Annotated in this window: 17 protein-coding genes and 1 riboswitch; of the genes, 5 read left to right on the top strand and 12 right to left on the bottom strand. The window is 72.9% G+C overall.

Annotation, left to right across the window (positions count from 1 at the left end):
- Window positions 1-127 precede the first annotated feature (127 nt).
- The 3 genes from ACWCRA_RS25975 to ACWCRA_RS25985 form a co-directional block, all read right to left on the bottom strand.
- Entirely contained in the window at window positions 128-901 is a 774-nt protein-coding gene (locus ACWCRA_RS25975) for a M23 family metallopeptidase (protein ID WP_451068731.1), read from the bottom strand.
- Window positions 902-914: 13 nt separating this feature from the next.
- Window positions 915-1075, bottom strand: a riboswitch (cyclic di-AMP (ydaO/yuaA leader).
- A gap of 209 nt (window positions 1076-1284) precedes the next feature.
- Window positions 1285-2652 carry a M16 family metallopeptidase gene (locus ACWCRA_RS25980; RefSeq protein WP_451068757.1) on the bottom strand — a complete coding sequence of 456 codons (1368 nt, stop codon included), beginning with the start codon at window positions 2650-2652 and terminating at the stop codon, window positions 1285-1287.
- Window positions 2653-2678: 26 nt separating this feature from the next.
- The gene (locus tag ACWCRA_RS25985; RefSeq protein WP_351543439.1) at window positions 2679-4052 is read right to left on the bottom strand and encodes a M16 family metallopeptidase; all 1374 of its coding nucleotides are present in this window, start codon (window positions 4050-4052) and stop codon (window positions 2679-2681) included.
- Between the two features lie 294 nt (window positions 4053-4346).
- Here ACWCRA_RS25985 and ACWCRA_RS25990 point away from each other — a divergent pair, with 294 nt between their 5' ends.
- Entirely contained in the window at window positions 4347-6797 is a 2451-nt protein-coding gene (locus ACWCRA_RS25990) for a DNA gyrase/topoisomerase IV subunit A (RefSeq protein ID WP_351543442.1), read from the top strand.
- 129 nt (window positions 6798-6926) lie between these two features.
- On the opposite strand, the gene ACWCRA_RS25995 is transcribed toward ACWCRA_RS25990, so the two are convergent.
- Window positions 6927-8063: a CobW family GTP-binding protein gene (locus ACWCRA_RS25995; protein ID WP_351543445.1), complete on the bottom strand. Its 1137-nt coding sequence runs from the start codon at window positions 8061-8063 to the stop codon at window positions 6927-6929.
- A 12-nt stretch (window positions 8064-8075) separates the two neighbouring features.
- Window positions 8076-9284, bottom strand: coding sequence for a citrate synthase/methylcitrate synthase (locus tag ACWCRA_RS26000; protein WP_451068732.1), 1209 nt, complete (start codon window positions 9282-9284; stop codon window positions 8076-8078).
- A gap of 102 nt (window positions 9285-9386) precedes the next feature.
- On the opposite strand from ACWCRA_RS26000, the gene ACWCRA_RS26005 reads away from it, so the two are divergent.
- The 3 genes from ACWCRA_RS26005 (at window position 9387) to ACWCRA_RS26015 (ending at window position 13770) form a co-directional block, all read left to right on the top strand.
- A complete protein-coding gene (locus tag ACWCRA_RS26005; protein WP_451068733.1) occupies window positions 9387-10700 on the top strand; it encodes a citrate/2-methylcitrate synthase in 1314 nt (437 codons plus the stop codon).
- A 668-nt stretch (window positions 10701-11368) separates the two neighbouring features.
- Entirely contained in the window at window positions 11369-13021 is a 1653-nt protein-coding gene (locus ACWCRA_RS26010; RefSeq protein WP_351543450.1) for a sensor histidine kinase, read from the top strand.
- A complete protein-coding gene (locus ACWCRA_RS26015) occupies window positions 13018-13770 on the top strand; it encodes a response regulator (protein ID WP_351543453.1) in 753 nt (250 codons plus the stop codon). Before ACWCRA_RS26010 ends, ACWCRA_RS26015 begins: the two co-directional genes overlap by 4 nt.
- 86 nt (window positions 13771-13856) lie before the next feature.
- On the opposite strand, the gene ACWCRA_RS26020 is transcribed toward ACWCRA_RS26015, so the two are convergent.
- Complete coding sequence (locus ACWCRA_RS26020) at window positions 13857-15974, bottom strand: DNA gyrase/topoisomerase IV subunit B (RefSeq protein WP_351543456.1); 2118 nt, start codon at window positions 15972-15974, stop codon at window positions 13857-13859.
- Between the two features lie 434 nt (window positions 15975-16408).
- On the opposite strand from ACWCRA_RS26020, the gene ACWCRA_RS26025 reads away from it, so the two are divergent.
- Entirely contained in the window at window positions 16409-16639 is a 231-nt protein-coding gene (locus ACWCRA_RS26025; RefSeq protein ID WP_006346139.1) for a DUF7455 domain-containing protein, read from the top strand.
- A gap of 348 nt (window positions 16640-16987) precedes the next feature.
- Here ACWCRA_RS26025 and ACWCRA_RS26030 read toward each other — a convergent pair whose 3' ends face one another.
- The 6 genes from ACWCRA_RS26030 to ACWCRA_RS26055 all read right to left on the bottom strand — a co-directional run bounded on the left by ACWCRA_RS26030 (window position 16988) and on the right by ACWCRA_RS26055 (window position 25386).
- The gene (locus ACWCRA_RS26030) at window positions 16988-17809 is read right to left on the bottom strand and encodes a S1 family serine peptidase (protein ID WP_351543459.1); all 822 of its coding nucleotides are present in this window, start codon (window positions 17807-17809) and stop codon (window positions 16988-16990) included.
- 207 nt (window positions 17810-18016) lie between these two features.
- Window positions 18017-19570, bottom strand: coding sequence for an RNA polymerase sigma factor (locus ACWCRA_RS26035; RefSeq protein ID WP_351543462.1), 1554 nt, complete (start codon window positions 19568-19570; stop codon window positions 18017-18019).
- Window positions 19571-19915: 345 nt separating this feature from the next.
- Window positions 19916-20803 (bottom strand): FadR/GntR family transcriptional regulator, encoded by an 888-nt coding sequence (locus ACWCRA_RS26040; RefSeq protein ID WP_351543465.1) that lies wholly within the window; start codon window positions 20801-20803, stop codon window positions 19916-19918.
- Between the two features lie 159 nt (window positions 20804-20962).
- Window positions 20963-22894, bottom strand: a complete 1932-nt coding sequence (locus tag ACWCRA_RS26045; protein ID WP_451068734.1) for an ATP-binding cassette domain-containing protein — start codon at window positions 22892-22894, stop codon at window positions 20963-20965.
- 107 nt (window positions 22895-23001) lie between these two features.
- Window positions 23002-23766 (bottom strand): NUDIX hydrolase, encoded by a 765-nt coding sequence (locus ACWCRA_RS26050; RefSeq protein WP_451068735.1) that lies wholly within the window; start codon window positions 23764-23766, stop codon window positions 23002-23004.
- A gap of 258 nt (window positions 23767-24024) precedes the next feature.
- On the bottom strand, window positions 24025-25386 hold the full coding sequence (locus ACWCRA_RS26055) for a DUF4192 domain-containing protein (protein ID WP_451068736.1): 1362 nt from the start codon (window positions 25384-25386) through the stop codon (window positions 24025-24027).
- Window positions 25387-25407: the final 21 nt, after the last annotated feature.

Here is a 25407-nt window from a genome sequence, read left to right on the forward strand (position 1 = left end):
GGCGGCGGCACGCCGAAGGCCCCGGCGCGCTGCCGCCGGGGCCTTCGGTGGGATGACGGTGCGGGCCGGCCGCGCTCCGGGGGCGCCGGGCGTCCGACGGGACGCCGCCGGGCCCGGCGCGGTGGTGTCAGAGGGAGACTCCGTGGGCGCGCAGATAGGCGACCGGGTCGATGTCGGAGCCGTAGTCGGCGCCGCCTCGGGCCTCGAAGTGGAGGTGGGGCCCGGTGGAGTTGCCCGTGGAGCCCGCGAGGCCGATCTGCTGGCCCGCCACGACGCTCTGGCCCGCCGTGACACCGATGGACGCCAGATGGCCGTACTGGGTGTAGGAGCCGTCGTTCATCCTGATGACGACGTTGTTGCCATAGGCGCCGCCCCAGCCCGCCTCCACGACCGTGCCCATGCCGACCGACATCACGGGGGTGCCGTGGGGGGCGTGGAAGTCGATGCCGGAGTGGCTGCCGGAGGACCAGAGGGAGCCGCCGGCGCGGTAGCCGGTGGAGACATGGGAACCGGCGACGGGGGACTGGAAGGTGTTGAGCCGGCGGCGCTCTGCCTCACGGGCGGCGCGCTCCTCGGCCGCACGGGCCTCACGGGCCCGCTCGTCGGCCCTGCGCTGGGCCTCCTCGGCGGCCTGGACCCGGGCGACGGCCGCGGACTTCTGGGTGGCCGCCTGGTCGGCGACCTCGTCGGCGAGGGAGTCCGCGTCGGCGTCGGCGCTGATGATCATCAGCGATCCGGTGTCCTCCAGGGACGGCGCGCCCGATCCGGCGGCGTGGGCCGGGGCGGCGAGGGTTCCGCAGACTCCGGTGGTGGCGAGGGTGGCGACACCGGCGATGCTCGCGCCTCTGCGCGTCATCCGGCCAGGCGCACGGTGTTTCCCGGTGGGGCGGGTCAACGCCATGGAGAGGCTGGTCCTTTCCTTCCTTCTCGCCTACCGGGTTAGCTGACGGGTTCGGAGCAGGAAGGTCTCCTACGGGCCCCTCCGCATGGCGGCGAAGGCGCTCGATTCACCCCTGGGACGGTGGGTCCCCGGTTCCCCGGACTCGCGCCCTGGGGGATTCGGCGATGGCTGCCCGTGCCACGGGTGCGGCGTCGTGCGGGCGAACAGCCGGACCGACGCTAAGCGCGGGATCTTCCCTCCGCCAAACAAAGAGCTGCTTTTGTTGCACATGCCACAGCCCAGAAAGGCATCTTCCCCATGACAAACGATCAAAAGGGACATATAGCAGCCAGATGAGGGAACCCCGGCACCCGTGGCCGCCGGGGTTCCCTCATCCGTCCCGATCAGCCGGTGACGACGGTCACTTCGCCGATACCGAGGGCCTTGACGGGCTCCGCGATCTGCGCGGCGTCCCCCACCAGGACCGTGACCAGCCGGTCCTGCGGGAAGGCGTTGACCACCGCGGCCGTCGCCTCCACCGTGCCGGTCTCGGCCAGCCGGACGTAGAGCTGGGCCTGGTAGTCGTCGGGGAGGTGCTGCTCGACCTGGTCGGCCAGCGTGCCCGCGACGGAGGCGGCCATCTCGTACTTCAGCGGGGCGACGCCCACCAGGTTCTGCACCGCCACATCCCGCTCGGCGTCGGTGAGCCCGCCGGCCGCCAGGGTCCGCAGCACCTTCCACAGATCGTCGAGGGCCGGGCCGGTGTTGGGGGTGTCCACCGAGCCGCTGATGGCGAGCAGGGAGACGCCCGAGCCGTCCGGGGCGGAGCGCAGCACCTGGCCGAAGGCGCGCACACCGTAGGTGTAGCCCTTCTCCTCGCGCAGCACCCGGTCGAGCCGGGAGGTCAGCGTGCCGCCGAGGCAGTAGGTGCCGAGCACCTGGGCGGGCCAGACCCGGTCGTGGCGGTCCGCGCCGACCCGTCCGATCAGCACCTGGGTCTGAACCGCGCCGGGGCGGTCCACGACGACCACCCGGCCGGTGTCGTCGGCGGTGACCGCCGGCACGGGGCGCAGGTCCGCGGTGTCGCCCGTCCACTCGCCGAGGGTCTCGGCGAGCACGGCGTCGACATCGACCTCGGCGAGATCGCCGACGATCACCGCGGTGGCGGTGGCGGGGCGGACATGCGCCTCGTAGAAGGCGCGCACGGCCGCCGCGTCGATCCGGGCGACGGTCTCCTCGGTGCCCTGGCGCGGACGGGACATCCGCAGGGACTCCGGGAAGAGCTGCCGGTACAGCTCCTTGGCGGCCCGGCGGCCCGGGTTGGCCGTCTCGTGCGGGATCTCGTCCAGCCGGTTGCGCACCAGCCGCTCGATCTCGGTGTCGAGGAACGCGGGGGCCCGCAGGGCCTCGGCCACCAGCCCGAGCGCCTTGGGCAGCCGGGAGACCGGGACCTCCAGCGAGACCCGGACACCGGGGTGGTCGGCGTGTGCGTCGAGCGTGGCGCCGCACCGCTCCAGCTCGGCGGCGAACTCCTCGGCGGAGCGCTTGTCGGTGCCCTCCGAGAGCGCCCGCGCCATGATCGTGGCAATGCCGTCGAGGCCCTCGGGCTCGGCGTCGAGCGGCGCGTCGAGGGAGACCTCGACCGCCACGACCTGCTGTCCGGGGCGGTGACAGCGCAGCACGGTCAGGCCGTTGTCCAGGGTGCCGCGGTCGGGGGCGGGGAACGCCCAGGGCCTGGCCTCCCCGGCCTGCGGCTGTGGGTGGAACTCCATGGTGGTCAGCGGCTCGGCGGCGTCGGTCACTGGCGCGCCCCTTCTTCGTCGTCGCTCTGCTCGGTCGTGTCGGACGGGTCGTCGGCATCGGCGTCGGCGGCCACCGGCTCGTACACCAGCACCGCCCGGTTGTCGGGGCGCAGCCGGGCCGCGGCGACCGCGCGCACCTCGTCGGCGGTGATGTCGAGGACCCGGTCGACGGCGGTCAGCGCCAGCTGCGGGTCCCCGAAGAGCACCGCGTACCGGCAGAGTTCGTCGGCGCGGCCCGCGACGGTGGAGAGGCGGTCCAGCCACTCGCGCTCCAGCTGGGCCTGGGCGCGCTCCATCTCCTCGGGGGTCGGGCCCTCATCGGCGAACCGGGCCAGCTCCTCGTCGACGGCGGTCTCGATCTGCGGGACCTCGACGCCGCCGGAGGTCTTCACGTCCAGCCAGCCCAGCGAGGGGGCCCCGGCGAGCCGCAGCAGCCCGAAGCCGGCCGCGACGGCGGTGCGATCCCTGCGGACCAGCCGGTTGTGCAGCCGGGAGGACTCGCCGCCGCCGAGCACCGTGAGCGCCAGATCGACGGCGTCGCACTCGCGGGTGCCGTCGTGCGGGAGCCGGTAGGCGGCCATCAGCGCCCGCGCCGGGACGTCCTCCTCCACGACCTCGCGCAGCTGCTCGCCGATGTTCTCCGGGAGGGAGCCGTCGCGCGGGGGCTGCTTGCCGTCGTGGGAGGGGATCGAACCGAAGTACTTCTCGATCCAGGCGAGGGTCCGCTCCGGGTCGATGTCCCCGACAACGGAGAGCACGGCGTTGTTCGGCGCGTAGTACGTACGGAAGAAGGCGCGGGCGTCGTCGAGGGTCGCCGCGTCCAGATCGGCCATGGAGCCGATGGGGGTGTGGTGGTAAGGATGGCCCTCGGGGTAGGAGAGGGCGGTCAGCTTCTCGAAGGCGGTGCCGTACGGGACGTTGTCGTAGCGCTGACGGCGCTCGTTCTTGACGACGTCGCGCTGGTTCTCCATCGACTCGTCGTCGAGCGCGGCGAGGAGGGAGCCCATCCGGTCGGCCTCCAGCCAGAGCGCCAGCTCCAGCTGGTGGGTGGGCATGGTCTCGAAATAATTGGTGCGCTCGAAGCTGGTGGTGCCGTTGAGCGAACCACCGGCGCCCTGCACCAGCTCGAAGTGGCCGTTGCCGTGGACCTGCTTGGAACCCTGGAACATCAGGTGCTCGAAGAGGTGGGCGAGTCCGGTACGGCCCTTGACCTCGTGACGCGAGCCCACGTCGTACCAGAGGCAGACCGCGGCGACCGGCGTCAGATGGTCCTCGGAGAGCACCACGCGCAGGCCATTGGCCAGCCGGTGCTCCGTCGCTGTCAGGCCGCCCGAACCGGCCTGCGCTGTGGCCGTGTGACCCATGGGCATGTACGTCCCTTCGATCGCGATGCTGTGGGTGTTGTTTTCCCAGCACTGCCACTGTATGCAAGCGGGCTGACACCTGGCGAAGTTCCCGGCGCACCGGTGCTCTCCTTTGGTCTCGTTCCGGTCTCCGGACGCTTCCCCGAGGGTGCCGGGCCGCTCCCCCGGCCGGTGCCGGACCCGCTCCGGGGCGCGCGGTGGAGGCCCGCGACCCCGGGTCGTGTCGGGCGTTGTCAGCGGGACGGTCCACAATGGTCGGCGTCAGTTCCCGATCCGGTACGTGAAGGAGCAGCAGCCGCGATGGCCCGCCGCAGCACGAAAACCCCGCCGCCCGAAGATTTCGAGGAGCGCATTCTCGACATCGACGTCGTCGACGAGATGCAGGGCTCCTTCCTTGAGTACGCCTACTCGGTGATCTACTCCCGTGCCCTGCCCGACGCCAGGGACGGCATGAAGCCGGTCCAGCGCCGCATCGTCTACCAGATGAACGAGATGGGCCTGCGCCCCGACCGCGGCTATGTGAAGTGCGCCCGGGTCGTGGGCGAGGTCATGGGCAAGCTCCACCCCCACGGCGACGCGTCGATCTACGACGCGCTGGTGCGGATGGCCCAGCCCTTCTCCATGCGCGTCCCCCTGGTCGACGGCCACGGGAACTTCGGCTCCCTGGGCAATGACGACCCGCCCGCCGCCATGCGGTACACCGAGTGCCGGATGGCGGACGCCACCTCGCTGATGACGGAGTCCATCGACGAGGACACGGTCGACTTCGCGCCGAACTACGACGGCCAGGAGCGGGAGCCCGTCGCCCTTCCGGCGGCGTATCCGAATCTGCTGGTCAACGGATCGTCCGGGATCGCGGTCGGCATGGCGACCAATATGCCGCCGCACAATCTGGGCGAGGTCATCGCCGCCGCCCGCCATCTGATCCGGTACCCGGGCGCCGACCTGGAGGCGCTGATGCGCTTCATCCCGGGGCCCGACCTGCCGACCGGCGGCCGGATCGTGGGCCTGGCCGGCATCAAGGACGCCTACGCGTCGGGCCGGGGCACCTTCAAGATCCGCGCCACGGCCACGGTCGAGGACGTCACCCCGCGCCGCAAGGGCCTGGTCGTCACCGAACTGCCGTTCTCGGTGGGGCCGGAGAAGGTGATCGCGAAGATCAAGGACCTGGTCGGCTCGAAGAAGCTCCAGGGCATCGCCGATGTCAAGGACCTCACCGACCGCTCCCACGGGCTGCGGCTGGTGATCGAGATCAAGAACGGCTTCGTGCCGGAGGCCGTGCTGGAGCAGCTCTACAAGCTGACGCCGATGGAGGAGTCCTTCGGCATCAACAATGTGGCGCTGGTCGACGGCCAGCCGCTGACCCTGGGCCTCAAGGAGCTGCTGGAGGTCTATCTCGACCACCGCTTCACCGTGGTGCGCCGGCGCAGCGAGTTCCGCCGCACCAAGCGCCGGGACCGGCTGCACCTGGTGGAGGGTCTGCTCGTCGCGCTGGTGGACATCGACGAGGTGATCCGCGTCATCCGCTCCAGCGAGAACTCGGCGCAGGCGAAGGAGCGGCTGATCGAGCGCTTCTCCCTCAGCGACATCCAGACCCAGTACATCCTGGACACCCCGCTGCGGCGGCTCACCAAGTTCGACCGGATCGAGCTGGAGAGCGAGCGCGACCGGCTGACCGGCGAGATCGAGGCGCTGACCCGCATCCTGGAGTCGGACGGTGAGCTGCGCAAGCTGGTCTCGGGCGAGCTGGCGGCGGTGGCCAAGAAGTTCACCACCGAGCGGCGCACGGTCCTGCTGGAGTCGGGGGCCGCCCCGGTCGCCGCGGTGGCCCTGGAGGTCGCCGACGACCCGTGCCGGGTGCTGCTCTCCTCCACCGGGCTGCTGGCGCGCACGGCCACGGGCGAGCCGCTGCCGGAGCCGGGGGCCAAGCGCGCCAAGCACGATCTGATCGTCTCGGCGGTCCTGGCGACCGCGCGCGCCGATGTGGGCGCGGTGACCTCGGCCGGCCGGCTGCTGCGGCTCGCGGTGATCGATCTGCCGCAGCTGCCGCAGACCGCCGCCGCGCCCACCCTCTCGGGCGGGGCGCCGATGTCGGAGTTCCTCTCCCTGGAGCCGGACGAGACGGTGGTCTGTCTCACCACGCTGGAGGAGTCGTCGCCGGGGCTGGCGCTCGGCACCCTCCAGGGCGTCGTCAAGCGCGTGGTGCCCGACTATCCGGCGAACAAGGAGGAGCTGGAGGTCATCACCCTCAAGGACGGCGACCGGATCGTCGGCGGGGCCGAGTTGCGCACCGGCGAGGAGGATCTCGTCTTCATCTCGTCCGACGCGCAGTTGCTGCGCTATCCGGCCGCGCAGGTCCGGCCGCAGGGCCGGGCGGCGGGCGGCATGGCCGGCATCAAGCTGGCGGACGGCGCCCGGGTGCTCTCGTTCACGGCGGTGGACCCGGCCGCGGACGCGGTGGTGTTCACGGCCGCCGGCTCGACCGGCGCGCTGGACGACTCGGCCACCTCGGTGAAGCTCACCCCGTTCGACCAGTATCCGCGCAAGGGCCGGGCGACGGGCGGAGTGCGGTGTCAGCGCTTCCTCAAGGGCGAGGACCATCTGCTGCTGGCCTGGGCGGGACCGGCCCCGGCGAGAGCCTCCCAGCAGAACGGCACCCCGGCGGGGCTGCCGGAGCCGGACCCGCGCCGCGACGGCTCGGGCACCCCGCCCGATTCGGTGGTGGCGGTGCTGGCGGGGCCGGCGACCTAGCGGTGTGCGGGCCCGGGCCGCGTGCCCGGGTCCGTGCCTGGGTCCGTGCCTGGGTCCGGGTCCGGGTCCGGGTCCGGGTCCGTACCTGGGCCCGGGTCCGGCGGTCTGCGGCGCGCGGCGCGGAGGGGCTCAGCCGTCCCGCCGCGCCGGCACCTCCTCGTACAGCGGGACCTCCTCCGGCACCGGCACCTCGTCGGACGCCCCGGACGGCCGGGGCACATACCGCAGGACGCCCCACATGCTGCGCTCGTCGGGGGCGTCACGCGGTCCGTCCGCGCGGGCGGAGCCGAGTTCCGCCAGCAGGGCGGGGCCGTCGACGCCCGAGCCGATCAGCACGAGCTGGGTGAGGCGCTCGGCGCCGGCGGGCCAGGGCTCGGGGTAGAAGCGCAGGAACCGGCCGACGGCGTGGACGGCGTACCGGTGGTCCGGATCGGCGGCGCCGAAGTCGACGAACCCCTTGATCCGGTAGAGCCCCTCGGGACGGGTGTCGAGGAAGTCCAGCAGCCGCCGGGGGTGCAGGGGATCGGGGGTGGTGAACGCCACGCTCTCGTACGCGGTGTGCAGATGCCCCGCGTGCCCCGCGCCGCCCCCGGCGGCCCCCTCCGGCCCCTCCTCCTCCAGCAGGTCCTCGAAGGCGAGCTGGCCCACGCGCTCCGCGCTCGGCCGGCGGTCGAGGAGCAGCTCCGGATCGACCCTCCCGTACACCGCGTCGACCACCGCGGCCCCCGGGCCGAGCAGTCCGCGCAGCCGGGCGAGCGCGGCGGCGTCCACCCGGTCCGTCTTGTTGAGGACGACGAGGTCGGCGACGGCGAGATGCCGGTCGATCTCGGGGTGGCGCTCGCGCGTGGCCTCGAACTCGGCCGCGTCGACGACCTCGACCAGTCCTCCGTACACGATCCGCTCGTTCTCGCTGGCGAGGACCATCCGGACGAGTTCCTGCGGTTCGGCGAGGCCGCTCGCCTCGATCACGATCACATCGAGGCGGGCGGCGGGCCGGGCGAGCTTCTCCAGGAAGACATCGAGTTCGCCGGCGTCGACGGCACAGCACAGACAGCCGTTCCCGAGGGAGACGGTGGAGTCGCCGAGCTGGCCGGCCACGGTCATGGCGTCGATCTCGATGGAGCCGAAGTCATTGACGATCGCGCCGATCCGGGTGCCCCGGCTCGCCCGGAGCAGATGGTTGAGCAAGGTGGTCTTGCCCGATCCGAGGAAGCCCGCGAGGACGATGACGGGGATCTGCCTGCTCGGCGGGGGGACGGGACTCACCTGGGGCCTCTCTCAGACTGCGGGCACGGGCTGCGGCGGGGGCGGGCCCGTGTAGCGGGCCGCCGGGCGGATGATCTTCGAGTCCGCCGACTGCTCCAGGATATTGGCGCTCCAGCCGATCACCCGGGCCGCACAGAAGGTCGGGGTGAACATCTGGCGCGGCAGCCCGCACAGCTCCATGACCACTCCGGCGTAGAACTCCACGTTGGTGTGCAGCTCCCGCCCCGGCTTCAGCTCGGCGAGGAGGTCGACCACGTCCCGCTCCACCTGGACGGCCAGCTCCACCAGGGGGCCGCCGAACTCCTCCGCGATGGTCCGCAGCATCCGTGAGCGCGGGTCCTCGGTGCGGTACACGGGGTGGCCGAAGCCCATGATCCGGTCGCCCGCCAGGACCCGCTCCCTGATCCAGGACCGGCTGCGGCCGGGGGTCCCGATCGCGTCGAGGGTGTCCAGGGCGCGGCTGGGCGCGCCGCCGTGCAGCGGCCCGGAGAGCGCGCCGATGGCACCGGTCAGCGCCGCCACCACATCGGCCCCGGTGGAGGCGATCACCCGCCCGGTGAAGGTGGAGGCGTTGAAGCCGTGGTCGACGGTGGAGTTGAGGTACTGCTCGACCGCGCGCGCCCGCACGGGGTCCGGTTCGGTGCCGGTGAGCATGTAGAGGTAGTTGGCGGCGTACGGGAGGTCCGCGCGCGGCTCGACGGGCTCCAGCCCCTCGCCCAGCCGGTGCAGCGCGGTGAGCAGCGTCGGTACGGCGGCACAGGCGGCGAGCGCGTCGGCGCGGCGCTCCTCGGGGGCGAGGTCGTACACCGGCCGCAGGCCCGCAGCGGCGCCGAGCAGGGAGAGCGCGGTGCGCAGCCCGGCGAGCGGGCCGGAGGGGGCGCTCGCCCGGGCGATGGCGGGCAGCGCCGCGCGCACCTCGTCGGGGAGCCGGCGCAGGGAGGCGGTGCGCGCGAGGAAGGCGGCGCGCTCGGCGGCGTCCGGCAGATGTCCGTGGAACATCAGATGCCAGATGTCCTCGAAGCCCCGGCTCCGGGCCAGCTCGGCGGCCGAGTACTGGCGGTAGTGGTAGAAGCCCTCGCGGCCCCGGACGTCGCCGAGCGCGGTGTCGGTGACGACGACGCCCGCGAGCCCGCGCGGCACGGCGACGGATGCGGATGCGGATGCGGATGCGGTGGTGGATGCGGTGGTGGATGCGGTGGTGGATGCGGTGGTGGAGTGCATGGAGGTCTCCTCGGTCACGATTGATTCGACTCTCCACTCTTGACTCAACGAGTGTCAATATTGATTGAATCAATATATGGATGGGGTGTGTACGGTGACCTCATGGCGGATCAGAGCAGTGCGGGCGACGGTGCGGCGGCCGGGGAGCGGCTGACCACCCGGGAGGCGGCCGAGCGGCTGGGAGTGAAGCCCGCGACGCTGTACGCGTACGTCAGCCGGGGCCAGCTCACCAGCCGCCGCGATCCGGGCGGGCGCGGCAGCACCTTCGACGCGGCGGAGGTCGGGGCGCTCGCCCGCAGGAGCCGCAGGGAGCCCGCGCCGGGCGGGGGCGGCCTCCAGCAGATCCGTACCGGCATCACCCTCATCGACGGGGGACGGTGCTGGTTCCGCGGGGTCGACGCCGGTGAGCTGGCCCGGCACCACCACTACGAGGAGATCGCGGACTGGCTCTGGACCGGCACCCTGCGCACCGGGACCCGGTTCACCGCGCCGCCGGAGACCCTCGCGGCGGCGCGGCGCGCGGTCGGGGCGCTGCCCCCGGGCAGCGGGTCGGCGGACCGGCTGCGGGCGGCGGTGATCGCCGCGGCGGTCATGGACCCGGTCCGTTTCGACCTCGGCCGGGACGCGGTGCTCGGCAGCGCCCGGATCATGATCCCGACGCTGGTCGACGCGCTGCCGCCGGCCGCCGGAGGAGGACCGGAGGCCGGGGGCGCCCGGGCCGGGGCGGGTGGGGCCGGCGCGGAGCGGCTCATCGCCGCCCGCCTCTGGACCCGGCTGACCGCCCGGGAGCCCGACAAGGCGTCCCTGCGGGCCCTGGACATGGCGCTCGCGCTGCTCATCGACCACGATCTGGCCGCGTCGACGCTGGCCGTACGGGTGGCGGCGTCGACCCGGGCCCATCCGTACGCCGCGGTCTCCGCGGGCCTGGGCGCGCTCGACGGGCCGCTGCACGGGGCCGCCAGCGGGCTGGCGCACAGGACCCTGACCGAGGTGCTGGAGCGGGGTGCCGCGGGCCCCGTGGTCGCGGACCAGCTGCGTTCCGGCCGCCGGGTGCCGGGGCTCGGGCACCATCTCTACCCCGGCCGCGACCCCCGGGCCGAGGCCCTCTTCGGCGCGCTGGCCGGGGTTCCGGCCGCGCGGGAGGCCCTGGAGGCGGCCCACGCGATCGAGGCGGTGGCGGCGCGCCGGACGGAGCAGTGGGCCAATGTCGATCTGGCGCTGGCCGTGCTGTCGGTGGCGTCGGGGATGCGTCCCGAGGCGGGGGAGACGGTCTTCGCGGTCGCCCGCACGGCGGGGTGGATCGCCCATGCGCTGGAGGAGTACGAGGAGGGCGCCCTGCGACTGCGCCCGAGCGGCCACTACACCGGCCCCCGCCCGCCCCTCCCTCTGCCACCCCCGGCACCACCTCGGCCCTGACGGGGACCGGGAACCACGATCACAGCCCCGCGCCGGTGCCGGACCGGCCGGCCGGCCAAGTGCCGGGGGCAAGGGGCCCAGGGGCCGGGGACCACGATCACTGCCCTCACCGCCTTCGGACCCACCGCCCGGACCGGCCGCCGGACCCGGGGGCCAAGGGCAAGCGATGGGCCAGGGGGCCAAGGACCCGATGGGCAAGGACCCGGACCAAGCGACGGGCTCCGGAGCCAGGGGGCCAGGAACCTGGTGACCAAGGACCCGGACCAAGTGGCGGGCCCGGGAGCCAGGGCCGGGCCGGGGAGCCAGGGCCGGGCCGGACCGGGGCAACGGTTCAGCGGCCCGCGGGCACACCGGCGGAGCCATGGGCGCCCCCGCGCTCCCCGGGCTGCCGGCCCCCCGACCGGCACAACGGCACGGGACAGCCGGGCCGGACCGGGCCGAACCACAACCCGGCCGAACCGGACCCGGTCGGGAAGCACCCCAGCCGGGGCGCACCCGAGCCCGGAGGCACCCCGGCCAGGACGCACCCGAGCCGGGACGCACCCCTGCCGGGACGCACCCCACCCCCGGGCCGACCGCCCCGCGAACCCACCCCCGCCCCGCCCGCCGGCAGGCTCCCCCCTCCGCAGATTTCGGAAAGCCCCGCGCTCCGTCTACCGTTCCTAGACATGAGACCCGAACCGTCCGCCCCGCCCAGACGCCGTCGGTTCGGCTGGCCGCAGCGGGTCTTCTCGCAGGTCCTGCTGATGCAGCTCGCCATCGCCACCGGCGTCACCGTGCTGGCCACCGGCTTCTTCCTCGCGCCGCTCAGCGCCCAGCTCGACGACCAGGCCATGCGCCGGGCGCTCGCCATCGCCCAGACCGCCGCGTCCACGGAGATCGCCGGCAAGCTGGTCAGCACCGGCCCGACGGCCGACGGGCCCATCCAGTCCGAGGCCGAGCGGATACGCCGGGCGACCGACGCCGAATATGTCGTGATCATGGACATGGGCGGAGTGCGCTGGTCGCACACCTCACCCGAGCAGATCGGCCGGGTGGTCTCCACCGACCCCAGCCCCGCCCTCGCGGGCCGCGCCGTGATGGAGATCGACAACGGCACCCTCGGCCGCTCGGCCCGGGGCAAGGTCCCCCTGCGCGACGAGAGCGGTCTGATCGTCGGGGCCGTCTCCGTCGGCATCGAGTACGACAGCGTGCGCGACCGGCTCTTCTCGGCGATACCCGGCCTGCTGCTGTACGCGGGCGGAGCCCTCGCCGCCGGTGCGCTCGCCGCCTATCTGATCTCCCGCAGGCTCCAGCGGCAGACCCACGACCTGGCCTTCTCCGATATCTCCGCACTGCTCGCGGAGCGGGAGGCCATGCTGCACGGCATCCGTGAGGGCGTCGTGGCACTGGACGCCTCGGGCCGTATCCGGCTGATGAACGACGAGGCCCAGCGGCTGCTGGGACTGGAGACCAACAGCCGGGGGCTCCCCCTCGACCAGGTACTGGGCGAGGGCCGCACCACCGATGTGCTCACCGGACGGGTCAGCGGCGAGGACCTCGTGACCGTACGCGGACACCGCGTCCTGATAGCCAACCGGATGCCCACCGACGAGGGCGGTGCCGTCGCCACCCTGCGCGACCGCACCGAGGTGGAGCAGCTGGGCCGCGAACTCGACTCCACCCACGGTCTGATCGACGCCCTGCGCGCCCAGGACCATGAGCACGCCAACCGGCTGCACACCCTGCTCGGTCTGCTGGAGCTGGAGATGCACGACGAGGCCGTGGACTTCGTGACCGAGGTGGTGGGGGTGCACCGGGCCACCGCCGAGCAGGTCACCGAGAAGGTGCACGACCCACTGCTGGCCTCGCTGCTGGTGGGCAAGGCGACCGTGGCGGCCGAACGCGGCGTCCCGCTGCGCATCGCCCCGGACACCCTGCTGCCCGACCGGCTGGTCGATCCGCGCGGTCTGGTCACGGTCGTCGGCAATCTCGTCGACAACGCCATGGACGCCGCGGCCGGCTCCCCCGATCCGCTGATCGAGGTGGAGATGTACTCCCAGGGCCGGACCGCCGTGCTCCGGGTCGCGGACAGCGGCCCCGGGGTCCCGGCCGAGCAGCGCGAACTGATCTTCACCGAGGGCTGGTCCACCAAGGAGCTGCCCGCCCACGGCAAGCGGGGCCTCGGGCTCGCGCTGGTGCGCCGGCTCGCGGAACGGCAGGGCGGCAGCGCCCGGGTGCGCGAGGCGGACGGCGGCGGGGCGGAGTTCATCGTCGTCCTGCCCGAGGCACTGAACGAGCTCACCGATCCCGAGCCCGCCGCAGCCGGGGAGGCGCCATGACCGACGGACCGAGCCGGGGACCGGTGCGGGGCGGCGCGCGGGAGCCCGGCGGCGGAGCGGACGGCGAGCCGATCGATGTCCTGGTCGTGGACGACGACCTCAGGGTGGCGGGGATCAACGCGGCCTATGTCGCCAAGGTGCCGGGCTTCCGGGTCGCGGCCAAGGCCCACTCGGCCGCCGAGGCGCTGGCCCGGATCGCCGACTGCCCGGTGGACCTGGTGCTCATGGACCACTATCTGCCGGACGGCAACGGTCTCGCGGTCGTCCGGGAGCTCCGCCGGCTCGGCCACCACACCGATGTGATCATGGTGACGGCGGCCCGCGATGTGGCGACGGTCCAGGCCGCCATGCGCCACGGGGCGCTCCAGTACCTGGTGAAACCGTTCAACTTCGCGGGGCTGCGCGCCAAACTGGAGGCGTACGCGGGGCTCCGCCGCACCCTCGGCAGCGGCGGCGAGGCGGAACAGGCCGAGGTGGACCGGATCTTCGGCGCCCTGTCGGCCGGCTCGATCGCCCCCGATCTGCCCAAGGGCCACTCCCCCACCACCGCCGAGGTGGTGCGTCAGGTGCTGCTGGCGGCCGAGGGCGCGCTCTCGACCCAGGAGATCGCGGACCGCTCGGGTGTGAGCCGCCAGACCGCTCAGCGGTATCTGAAGCTGCTGGAGCGCACGGGCCGGGTGCGGCTCAGTCTCAAGTACGGCGAGACAGGGCGCCCGGAGCACCGCTACCTCTGGTCGGCGAGCGGCTAGCCGGTCCCCGGACGGCGGAGCCCCGGCGCCCGTGACCGGGTGCGGGGGCTCTGCCGTCCGGGCCCCGGGAGCCGGGCACCAGGTGCTCAGGCGTCGATGCGGGAGCGGTCCAGGGTGGCGGCGGAGCTGGTGATGAACTCCTTGCGGGGCGCCACCTCATTGCCCATCAGCAGATCGAAGACGCCCTCGGCGGACTCCAGGTCGCCGATGTTGATCCGGCGCAGGGTGCGGTGGCGCGGGTCCATCGTGGTCTCGGCCAGCTGGTCGGCGTCCATCTCTCCGAGGCCCTTGTAGCGCTGGATGGAGTCCTTGTAGCGGATGTTCTTGCGCTGGTACTCCAGCAGGGTCTGGCGCAGTTCGTTGTCGGAGTAGGTGTAGACGTACTTGTCCTGGCCCTTCCTGGGCTGGACCAGCTCGATCCGGTGCAGCGGCGGCACGGCGGCGAAGACCCGGCCCGCCTCGACCATCGGGCGCATGTAGCGCTGGAAGAGCGTCAGCAGCAGACAGCGGATGTGGGCGCCGTCGACATCGGCGTCGACCAGCAGGACGATCTTGCCGTAGCGCGCGGCGTCGATGTCGAAGGTCCGGCCCGAGCCGGCCCCTATGACCTGGATGATCGCACCGCACTCGGCGTTCTTCAGCATGTCCGAGACGGAGGACTTCTGAACGTTGAGGATCTTGCCCCGGATCGGCAGCAGCGCCTGGAACTCGCTGTTCCGGGCGAGCTTGGCGGTACCGAGGGCGGAGTCCCCCTCGACGATGAACAGCTCGCTGCGCTCCACGTCGTCGCTGCGGCAGTCGGCCAGCTTCGCGGGCAGCGAGGAGGACTCCAGGGCCGTCTTGCGGCGCTGCGCCTCCTTGTGCTGACGGGCCGCGATCCGGGTGCGCGCCGCGGCGACGGCCTTCTCCATCACGGCCCGGGCCTGGGCCTTGGCGTCGCGCTTGGTCGACGTCAGAAACGCCTTCAGCTCCTTGGCGACGACATTGGCGACGATCCTGTTGGCCGCCGAAGTGCCCAGGACCTCCTTGGTCTGGCCCTCGAACTGCGGCTCGGCCAGCCGGACCGTCACCACGGCGGTGAGGCCCTCCAGGGCGTCGTCCTTGACGATGTCGTCCTCGGCGACGCGCAGCAGCTTCGCGGAGCGGAGCGCCTCGTTCATCGTCCGGGTCACCGCGCGTTCGAAGCCGGTGACATGGGTGCCGCCCTTCGGGGTGGCGATGATGTTCACGAACGACCTGATCCGGCTGTCGTAGCCGGTGCCCCAGCGCAGCGCGATGTCGACGCCCAGCTCCCGGGTGACCTCGGTCGGGGTCATGTGGCCCCGGTCATCGAGGACGGGGACGGTCTCCTTGAAGGTGCCCGTGCCGGTCAGGCGCAGCACGTCGCAGACGGCCCGGTCCTGGGCGAGGTACTCGCAGAACTCGCTGATCCCGCCGTCGAAGCGGAAGATCTCCTGGCTCTTGCCCTCACCCTCCAGATCGCGCTCGTCGCGCACCACGATGGTCAGACCGGGGACGAGGAAGGCGGTCTGGCGGGCGCGCTGGTGCAGCGTCTCCAGGGAGAGCTTGGCCTCCTTGAGGAAGATCTGGCGGTCGGCCCAGTACCTCACGCGGGTGCCGGTGCGGTTCCTGGGGACCCGCTTGCCCTTCAGCAGCCCGTTGGCCGGGTCGAAGGGCGCGTCGGGGCCCGGCTCGGTGAACATGCCGGGGACGCCCCGGCGGAAGCTGATCGAGTGGGTGGCGCTGTTGCGGTCCACCTCGACGTCGAGCCGGGCGGAGAGGGCGTTGACCACGGAGGCGCCGACGCCGTGCAGACCGCCGGAGGCGGCGTAGGAGCCGCCGCCGAACTTGCCGCCGGCGTGCAGCTTGGTGAGGACGACCTCCACCCCGGAGAGCCCGGTCTTGGGCTCCACGTCGACCGGGATGCCCCGGCCGTTGTCGCGGACCTCGACGGAGCCGTCGTCGTGGAGGATGACCTCGATGTGATCGCAGTAGCCGCCGAGGGCCTCGTCGACGGAGTTGTCGATGATCTCCCAGAGGCAGTGCATCAGACCGCGGCTGTCGGTGGACCCGATGTACATACCCGGGCGCTTGCGGACCGCTTCGAGACCTTCAAGGACGAGCAGGTGCCGCGCGGTGTAGTTGGAGCCGTCACGCTCTGCGGTCAGCAGCGCTGTGGACGGCACGGACGTTTCGGCGGTCACGCGGTTCGCTCCTCGCTGAATTTCACATCTGGCCCCGTGGAGTGAGGGCACGGCGTCGGTCGCCGGTCAGAGCGTACCGAGGCCTGGTAGAGCCGATGTAACGCCACCCTCATGATTCCTTATGCTAGTCCAGTCTCGTATACCTGTTCGATCCCTCGATGGAGTGACACGAACATCACGTTCCCTTCGAGGCATGAACCATTTAGGCTCCGGGCACGTCCTCAACAACACCGGCAAGCCAGCCGGGAGGATCAAAAGAGACAAGCAACGCGAAACCCGTAGAGCACAGCAATACGGCCCATTCGCCGCCACCCGGCAGCAGCCAGCCGCCCCCGGCAAGAAGTTTTCAGGGAAAAGTCCCGAGCGGGAACGTTTTGGGACTGGTTGGATGTTGACCCTGGTACGACAGCTCGTCGAGCTAGAGAAGAGGCGACGTGACTACTGTTCTGACCCCCGCGAGCCCCCTGACGGCCGCTGACCGCTGCGACCGGTGCGGCGCCCAGGCGTATCTGCGCGTCGTCCTGACCAGCGGCGGTGAACTGCTCTTCTGCGCCCACCACGGACGCAAGTTCGAGCCGGAACTCAAGAAGATCGCCGCGGAAATACAGGATGAGACCGACCGGCTCACGGCCGTTCCGGCCGGTGCCGGTCAAGAGGATCACTGACACCTCACATCCACGACGAGCTAAGGCCGGTCCCGGACCGGCTGACGGGCGGTCGCCCCTGATCAGTCAGGGGCGACCGCCCGCTCTCGTATCCACGCCCGTCCCGCGAGCGACCCTCCGGAGCCGACCGGCACCCGCGTGCCACTGGAGCGCCGCTGGAGCCCTCCGGGGCGACGCGCGGCCACGGATGCCGGGACACCGCCCGCCGGGGGCCGCAGCGGGCCTGGAGCCCTTCTGGAGCGGCATCGCAGCGCACCCGCCCGCCCCGGCACGCGGACACCCGCGTTCCCCGGCCCGGCGCCCCGCCGGCGCACCGCCGCCCCGCCCGGGTCGCCTCTCGGAAACTCCCTAGGACAGGGGCGCGGGGATCGCGGCGATCCGGGTGTAGACCCCCGGGCTGTCCGCCCGCCCGCAGCCGCTGCCCCACGACACCAGGCCGATCAGCCGGCCCCCGGCAACCAGGGGGCCTCCACTGTCCCCCTGACAGGCGTCGTGGCCACCCCGGGCGTCACCGGCGCAGAGCATCGTGGCGGCCGTGTACCGCCCGCGCAGCCCTCCCGGATAGGCCCGTTCACAGCTCCTGTCGGACAGCACGCTCACCGGCGCCGCCCGCAGTGACCTCGCGTAGTCGCCCTGTCCGGTGGTGTCACCCCAGCCGTAGACCGTGGCACTGGTCCCCGGCTCGTACGCCGGATCACCCGCTCCGGCCACCGGGATCACCCGTGAGGCGGGCAGCGCCTCGGCCAGGGTGAGCACCGCGAGATCGGAGTCGTTGGTGGACGCGTCGTACTCCGGCGCGACCCAGCTGCCGGTGACCGCCGTCTCCCTGCCCTCCGCACTCGCCAGTTCGGTGCGCCCGCTGATCACCTTCAGATCGGGGACGTCGCCGACCTCCCCGCCCAGCACGGCGCGGCCCAGACAGTGCGCGGCGGTCATCACCTTGGTCGGCGCCACCACCACCCCGCCGCAGAACTGGCCCCCGCGCGTTCCCCCGAACCGGTCACGGCTGGAGAGCGCGACCACCCAGGGGCTGTCGGCGGCCCGGGCCGCGTAACCGCCGATGACGACACTGTCCGCGGCGGCGGGAGCGGAGGCGGCCAGCGGCAGCACGGCCCCCACAGGGGCCAGGGCCAGTACCCCGGTCAGGGCTCGGACGAGGGGGCGGCGCATGGGCTCTCCTGACTCCGCGGCTCGGGAACTCCGCACATCGGTGACTCTGTGTGAATAACAGCACACCCAGGGTCAGTCAGGGAGCCGTCATCCGCACCCCGGACACGGCGGAGGCCCGGCTCCCGGCGGGAGACGGGCCTCCGAACGGCCTGTGGGGCACGGTGGCCGCCCGGTCGGGGCGGCCGGTCCAGTCCGGTCCAGTCCGGTCTAGTCCAGGTAGTCGCGCAGCACCTGCGAGCGCGAGGGGTGGCGCAGCTTGGACATCGTCTTGGACTCGATCTGACGGATGCGCTCACGCGTCACCCCGTAGACCTTGCCGATCTCGTCCAGGGTCTTGGGCTGGCCGTCGGTGAGACCGAAGCGCATGGAGACCACGCCCGCCTCGCGCTCGGACAGGGTGTCGAGCACCGAGTGGAGCTGCTCCTGGAGGAGGGTGAAGCTGACCGCGTCGGCCGGGACCACGGCCTCGGAGTCCTCGATCAGGTCACCGAACTCGCTGTCGCCGTCCTCACCGAGGGGGGTGTGGAGGGAGATCGGCTCACGGCCGTACTTCTGGACCTCGATGACCTTCTCCGGGGTCATGTCGAGTTCCTTGGCCAGCTCCTCCGGGGTGGGCTCGCGGCCCAGGTCCTGGAGCATCTGGCGCTGCACGCGCGCGAGCTTGTTGATGACCTCGACCATGTGCACCGGGATACGGATGGTGCGGGCCTGGTCGGCCATGGCGCGGGTGATCGCCTGACGAATCCACCAGGTGGCGTACGTGGAGAACTTGTAGCCCTTGGTGTAGTCGAACTTCTCGACGGCGCGGATCAGACCGAGGTTGCCCTCCTGGATCAGGTCCAGGAAGAGCATGCCGCGGCCGGTGTAGCGCTTGGCCAGGGAGACGACGAGCCGGAGGTTGGCCTCCAGCAGGTGGTTCTTGGCGCGGCGGCCGTCCTCGGCGATGATCTCCAGCTCGCGCTTGAGCTTCGGCGCCAGCTTGTCGGAGTTCGCGAGCTTGTCCTCGGCGAAGAGACCGGCCTCGATGCGCTTGGCCAGCTCGACCTCCTGCTCGGCGTTGAGGAGGGGGACCTTGCCGATCTGCTTCAGATAGTCCTTGACCGGGTCGGCGGTGGCTCCGGCGACCGCGACCTGCTGCGCGGGAGCGTCGTCCTCGTCCTCGTCGGAGAGGACGAAGCCCTTGTTCTCGCCCTCGGCCTCTTCCTCTTCGCCCTTGGCGCCGGGCTGGACCTCGTCGAGCAGCTCCTCGCCGTCGCCCGGCTCGTCCAGGTCCTTCTTGGACGCGGACTTCTTCGCCACGGTCTTCTTGGCGGCGGTCTTCTTGACCGCCGTCTTCCTGGCCGTGGTCTTCTTGGCCGCGGCCTTCTTGGCGGGCGTCGCCGCGCCCTCGTCGCCGGCCTGGGCGTCGACGGAGTCGGCGGTCGCCGCGGTGGCCGCGACCGTCTTCGTCGTCGTGGTCTTCGCCGCGACGGTCCTGGTGGCGGTGCGCTTCGCCGGGCTCTTCGCCGCCACGCTCTTGCGGGTGCGCTTGGGCGACTCCGCGGCACTGACCATCAGCGTCACACCCTCTTCCTCGAGGATCTGGTTGAGGCTGCGCAGAACGTTCTTCCACTGGGTTGACGGAATCTGGTCGGCCTCGAAGGCGCGACGCACGTCATCGCCGGCGATCTGCCCATCAGCCTTTCCCCGCTCGATGAGCGCCATCACAGACTCGGACTCGGCGATCTCCGGCGGGAGGGTACGGGATGTGCTGGCCGACACGAACAACCTCTCGGAACGATGGATACGGCTTCCGGCCCCGCCCATGATCGGGCCGGAGCCGACGACCACCGGGCTACGGATGTGCCGGTGGCGCGGGCGGAACCTCAGCTGGAACAGAACAGCGCCACGAACGGCTGCTGTATTCCCTCCTCGGCTGTCACCTCTTAGGTCATCGCCCTGTTTCGCGGAGTGTTACGCCCATTCCGCGTGGCCCGAGTCACACCCCATGCACGACTAAACGGCCAGAAGGTACATACAGCACGCAATCGTGCCGCCGGACCCTGTGGGGCGTCCGGCGACACTCGGTGTGTACGCCTCCGTACTCCTGGCCGCCTGACCAGCGGGTCAGTGCTCGCGGGGCGCCGGTACGACGCGCTCCACCTCCGGGTGCACGGTGAGCAGCTGCCGCATCGCGGATTCGGCGGCGTGCGCGTCGGCGGCCGCGAGGGCGTCGACGATCCGCGCGTGATGGGAGAGGGAGACCTCCGTGGGGCGGTCGCAGCCGGTGACCGGGCCGCCGGAGACCTGGAGAGCCGAGGAGACGATCCCGGAGAGGTGCTCCAGCATCCGGTTGCCGGCGAGCTGGATGAGCAGGGTGTGGAACTCGGCATCGGCGCGGGAGAAGGTGATTCCGTCGCCCTGGGTGAGGGCGTGGCCCATGATCTCGACCATGTCACCGAGCCGCTGCTGCACCTCCTCGCGCCCGTGGCCGGCGGCGAGCCGGGCCGCGAGGGGCTCGATGGTCCAGCGCAGCTCGCAGAGCTCACGGCGCTGGTCGTCGCGCTGCGGCCCGAACGCCCGCCACTCGATGATGTCGGGGTCGAGCAGATTCCAGTCACTGACCGGACGGACCCGGGTGCCGACATTGGGGCGGGCGCTGACCAGCCCCTTCGCCTCAAGGACGCGCAGCGACTCGCGCACGACGGTGCGGGAGACCTCGAAGCGCTGGCCGATCTCCTCGGGGACGAGCGGGCGGTCGGCGCCCAGATCGCCCGAGACGATCATCTGGCCGAGTTGCTGAACGAGTTGGCCGTGCAGTCCGCGGCCCCGGCTGCCTGCCGTGCGGCGGCCGACCCGTCCGAGCTCCACATCGGAGCTGTCCCACGCGGGCGGTCCGACGCGATCGGTTCCGGGGGACTCCGCGTAGGGGTATCGGTCGAGTTCGCCCGGGCCGGCCAGGCCGGAGTCGGCGGGACGGGCGGCGGTCATCATGGTGTGCGCAAGGGTACTCACGCATCCTTTGTCGGCCCGCCCTCCGCACCCCTTGAGGTCTTTGGTGAAAAGCACACGAAAGGGTGATCGGCGCTTCCCCCACAATTGACGCCTTATCGGAAAGAAACGGGCGCACTCAAGGGAGTTGTGGGCAGATGACCGATCCATGGTCGTTCATGATCACCAAGGTGTCCCGCGACGAAGGTCCGCGAACATGTACGCGCAGATCAGAACAGACAGCGACAACATGAGCGCCACCCCCACGGGTTGGGCGAACGTCTGTACGCCCGTCAGCAGCCAGTCGTCGGCCTCGCGCGGGAGCCGCAGCCCGGTGAGTTCCCGCAGCCTGCCGGGGAACCCGGCGACGGAACGCGCCGAGGGGACGGTCAGCGCCTCCCGCACCAGCGGGGTCACCACGACCGGCACGGCGAGGACGGCGGCCACCCCGGCGGCCGTGACGCGGAAGACCCCGGCCGCGAGGAGCCCGGCCCAGGCGCAGCCCACCGCGAGGGCGCACCAGGCGGCCAGCAGGGCGGTCCGGCCCTCCGGAAGACCCGCCGCCCCGGGGCCGCCGGTGTCCACCGCCCCGTAGACGATCCGGAGCGCCTGGGCGTCGGCCGCCGCCACGAGCAGCGCCGTCAGCAGCGCGGCGCCGGCGGTCACCGCGAGCTTGGCGAGCAGCAGCCCGAGACGGCGGGGCACGGTGCCGCGGGCGGTCGCGAGCGCGGGGTGGCGGAACTCCTCCCCGAAGGAGAGCGCCCCGATCACCCCGGCGGCGAGGGCGGCGGGCGGCAGCGGCAGCGCGTCGGGCCAGGCGGCGAGCGCGAGGGGCAGGGGGGTGGTGCCGGAGCGGGCGAGCAGCACGCAGAGCGCGAGGGAGACGAGGACGGCCGCGGCCACGACGAGAGCGGCCGTGCGCACTCCGAGGATGCGCAGCAGCTCGTACCGCAGCGGCCGGACGGGGGCGGCGGCACGGAACGGCCCGGCGGCACGGGAGGGTCCCGCGACGGGCGGGGGTGGTGCGGGCGGTGCGGCGAGGGCGGATGGTGCGGGCGGTACCGCGAGGGCGGGTGGTGCGGCGGGCGCGGGTGGTCCGGGTCCCGCGGCGGGCGGTGCGGCAGGGGCGGGCGCGGGTGGCGCGGACGGCCCGGGTTCCGGGGCCGGGGCGCCCGGAGGGGTCGCGGAGAGGCCCGGGGGTCGGGCGCCCGGACCGCGCCCCGGAGGGCTCGGGGCCCCCGGGGCGGGGCCGGTCTCCTCGGTCAGCAGATGCACGAGCACCCCGTGCCGGAAGGCGGTCTCACCCACCTCCGCGCAGGTGCTCCCGTACACGGAGAGGAGGCCGCCCCCGGCCTCGGCGACCGCCTCCACCGAACGCCGGGAGGCCCGCGCCTCCCGGCGCACCAGCTCGGCGAGGCGGGCGGCGTGCGGGGTGCGGACGGTGACACGGGGGCGCAGCCGGGTGCGGGAGAAGTCGGCGCACTCCTGGTCGGCGACGACCAGGCCGGCGGCGACGGTCACGACCCGGTCGGCGAACCGGGCCGCCTCCCTGGGGTCGCCGCTGGTGCACAGCACCGTTCCGCCGCGGTCGGCGTGGGTCCGCAGCAGCCCGTGCCACCAGGGGTGCTCCTGGGGCGGGAGGCCCTCGGCCGGCTGGTCGAGGATGAGCGTCTGCGGATCGCCCAGCAGGGCGCAGGCGACGGCGAGCCGGCGGTCCGCGCCGGCGGAGAGCGCGTCGAGGCGGTGACCGGCGAAGCCCGTGAGCCCGACGGCTTCGAGCACCTCGTCGGCGCGGGCGGCGGGCACCCCGATGGCGGCGCAGACCATCCGGAGCTGCCCCCGGGCGGTCCGGGCGGGGTGGCCGGGCACATCCCCCAGGAGCGCGCCCACCTCGCGGGCCGGGTGGGCGACGCGGTGGAGCGGGCTGCCCCGGAAGTAGGTCACCCCGCGGCCGGGCTCCAGCCCCAGCATGAGCCGCAGCGCCGTGGACTTGCCGGAGCCGGGAGGGCCGAGCAGGGCGGTGACCCGGCCGGGCGCGGCCTCCAGGGTCAGGTCCTGGACGGCGGGCGGGCGGTCCCGCCGCCGGCTGCTGGTCAGTCCGATGGCCTGGAGCATCGATTCTCTCGCTGAAGGGCGGCGCGCGGACCGCTCGGCGGCAGGGCGGATACCGCAGCAAGATAACCTGACATTTACGACTTTTGGCGCATGTGGATACGTGAGTGTCAGACCTCGGGCCGCAGCATCGGAGGGTTGAGGACGGTGGCGCCGCCCGCCCGGAAGAGCTGGGCGGGACGGCCGCCCTGGCGTGTGGTGGTCCCGCCCGACGGCACCAGGAATCCGGGGGTGCCGGTCACCTTGCGGTGGAAGTTGCGCGGGTCCAGGGCCACGCCCCACACCGCCTCGTACACCCGCCGCAGCTCGCCGACCGTGAACTCCGGCGGACAGAAGGCGGTGGCCAGGGAGGAGTACTCGATCTTCGACCGGGCGCGCTCCACCCCGTCCGCGAGGATCAGGGCGTGGTCGAAGGCCAGCGGGGTCGCGTCCTCGTCCTCGTGGACGAATCCGCTCTCCCGGCCGAGCAGATCCGCCACGGAAGCCCACCGGGCGCCGTTCGCGTCACCGCCCGCGCGGGGTGCGGGCAGATCGGGGGCGAGCACCAGATGGGCGACGCTGACGACCCTCATCCGCGGGTCCCGGCGCGGATCGCCGTAGGTGGCGAGCTGTTCGAGGTGTGCGCCGTTCCCCGGCGCGGGGGACACCGGGTCGTGGGCCGACAGACCCGTCTCCTCGGCCAGCTCCCGGGCAGCGGCGGTCGCGAGGTCCTCGTCATCCCTCACAAAGCCGCCGGGCAGCGCCCACCGGCCCTGGAACGGCGGCTCACCGCGGCGGACGACCAGTGCGCAGAGCGCGTGGCGCCGCACGGTGAGCACGACCAGGTCGACGGTGACAGCGAAGGGGGGAAAGGCCGACGGGTCGTAGGGAGACATGCCGTGATCATAGTCGTCTGCCTGACGATAAACACTCCTTTCGCCGCCACCGGGCCGGGCCTTCCGCTCCTCGCGGGGGCTGCCCACGACGGGCCCGTCCGGGCTCCGGAACCGGCGGAACGGCCACCTGCCCGCCGCCGCCCGGCGCGCCCGTCCGCGCACAGGCCCCGCGCTCGGGCATCCAACGGTTCTCCCGGCTCTCCCCAGGGCCCCGGGGCCGGCCGGGGCGCTCTCCTCCCGGGTGGCGGAGGGCGTCCCTCAGCGGTCGTCCCGCCTCTGCTCCGGTCCGCCGCGGCTGTCGTGACCGCCCCGGCGGGCGCGGATGCCGGCCGCCCGCCCGGTCCGGGGCGCGGCGGCGCGGCGAGGCCTCCCGGCGGCGGGCCGGGTCGCCCGCGCACGGGTGCCGGAGCGCCGGACGGCGGTGGAGTCGCGGCGGGGCGGGGAGTGGGAGCCGGAGGGCTCCGGGGATGCCGTGCCGCCGGCGGCGGCCTCCCTCCTGCCCCGCTCCTCCCGGAGGCAGTCCCGGAGGGTCTCCGGGTCCAGGTCCTCGTTGCACGCCTGGTGCAGAAGGCGGGCGAAGACGTACTCCGGGTCCCTGTTCAGGGCGAGCCCCAGCGCGACCCGCGCCGCCGGCTCGTCGCCCGTGGACCAGGACACCCACCCCGCGAGGGTCAGCGGGGCGGCGGCGTGTTCGGCGTAGGGGGCGACGCAGCGGCGGCAGAGCACCCGCCAGAGCCGGAGCGCGGGCTCGGCCTCCGGCCCCTCCATCCACTCGGCGGCCCGGTCCCGTGTCTCCCGGTCCTGGAGGCCGATGATCAGCGTGGCCGCCTCGTCATGGGTGATCAGAAGGTCGTCCGCCCGGTCCGTCTCCGCCCGGCCCGCGCGCCGGGGCGCCCCGGCGAACCGCTCCAGCGCGGCCCGGGCCAGGGCGATCGTCTCCTCCGCCACCCCCCGCCGCCCCGCCCCTTCGAGAATCCTCGGCACCAGCGCGAAGGCCGCCCGGTCCAGCGCCCTGCGCTGCTCCGCCGCGGCCGGGGTCGCCGGAGGTTCGAGCCCGGCCTCCAGCTCGCGGAGCGATCCGCGCACCTGGATGCCCGCGTAGGCGGCGGCAGCGGCCATCACCGAGGTGCCGGGGACGGCCATGGCGTTCCCCTCCGGCGGGCAGCAGCGCTCATCGGGGCAGCAGTAGGACCAGAAGCGGCCGCCGGAAATGCAGAGCGCTTCGTAGACCGGCACGTCGTGCGCGCCGCACGCGGTGCGCAGCCCCTGCGCCAGCGGCCTCAGCCGCTCCATGACCGCCGGGCCGCTCTCCCCCTCGCCGGGGTCCTGGCAGAGAAAGAGCACCATGCCGTCGGGGCGCTTGCCGCGCCGCTCGCTGCCCTCGATCAGACACTCCGCGAGCTGTCCGGCCACGGAAGGCCACTCCTTCGGTGAGCGCGGAATGCCGAGTCTCACCCGCCCGCCGAAGCGGCCGCGGCTGCCGTGCAGGGCGACCAGCACCACGGAGTCCGTGGGGTGGTAGCCCAGCATGTACGGCAGGGCGTCGGCCAGCTCGGCGGGGCCGCGCAGGGTGATCTGGGGTTCGTCGGTGCGTCCGGTGGGTTCCTGGTGCTTGCTCATGGCCCGACGGTCTCGCGGTCC

The sequence above is a fragment of the Streptomyces sp. NPDC001889 genome (assembly GCF_053594535.1).

Excerpts from the sequence above, each read along its gene's own strand:
- ACWCRA_RS26055 (WP_451068736.1), bottom strand. The coding sequence starts at position 25,386 with ATGAGCAAGCACCAGGAACCCACCGGACGCACCGACGAACCCCAGATC.
- ACWCRA_RS26045 (WP_451068734.1), bottom strand. The coding sequence starts at position 22,894 with ATGCTCCAGGCCATCGGACTGACCAGCAGCCGGCGGCGGGACCGCCCG.
- ACWCRA_RS25980 (WP_451068757.1), bottom strand. The coding sequence starts at position 2,652 with ATGGAGTTCCACCCACAGCCGCAGGCCGGGGAGGCCAGGCCCTGGGCG.
- ACWCRA_RS25990 (WP_351543442.1), top strand. The coding sequence starts at position 4,347 with ATGGCCCGCCGCAGCACGAAAACCCCGCCGCCCGAAGATTTCGAGGAG.
- ACWCRA_RS26015 (WP_351543453.1), top strand. The coding sequence starts at position 13,018 with ATGACCGACGGACCGAGCCGGGGACCGGTGCGGGGCGGCGCGCGGGAG.
- ACWCRA_RS26000 (WP_451068732.1), bottom strand. The coding sequence starts at position 9,284 with ATGCACTCCACCACCGCATCCACCACCGCATCCACCACCGCATCCACC.
- ACWCRA_RS25975 (WP_451068731.1), bottom strand. The coding sequence starts at position 901 with ATGGCGTTGACCCGCCCCACCGGGAAACACCGTGCGCCTGGCCGGATG.
- ACWCRA_RS26050 (WP_451068735.1), bottom strand. The coding sequence starts at position 23,766 with ATGTCTCCCTACGACCCGTCGGCCTTTCCCCCCTTCGCTGTCACCGTC.
- ACWCRA_RS25985 (WP_351543439.1), bottom strand. The coding sequence starts at position 4,052 with ATGCCCATGGGTCACACGGCCACAGCGCAGGCCGGTTCGGGCGGCCTG.
- ACWCRA_RS26030 (WP_351543459.1), bottom strand. The coding sequence starts at position 17,809 with ATGCGCCGCCCCCTCGTCCGAGCCCTGACCGGGGTACTGGCCCTGGCC.
- ACWCRA_RS26010 (WP_351543450.1), top strand. The coding sequence starts at position 11,369 with ATGAGACCCGAACCGTCCGCCCCGCCCAGACGCCGTCGGTTCGGCTGG.
- ACWCRA_RS26005 (WP_451068733.1), top strand. The coding sequence starts at position 9,387 with ATGGCGGATCAGAGCAGTGCGGGCGACGGTGCGGCGGCCGGGGAGCGG.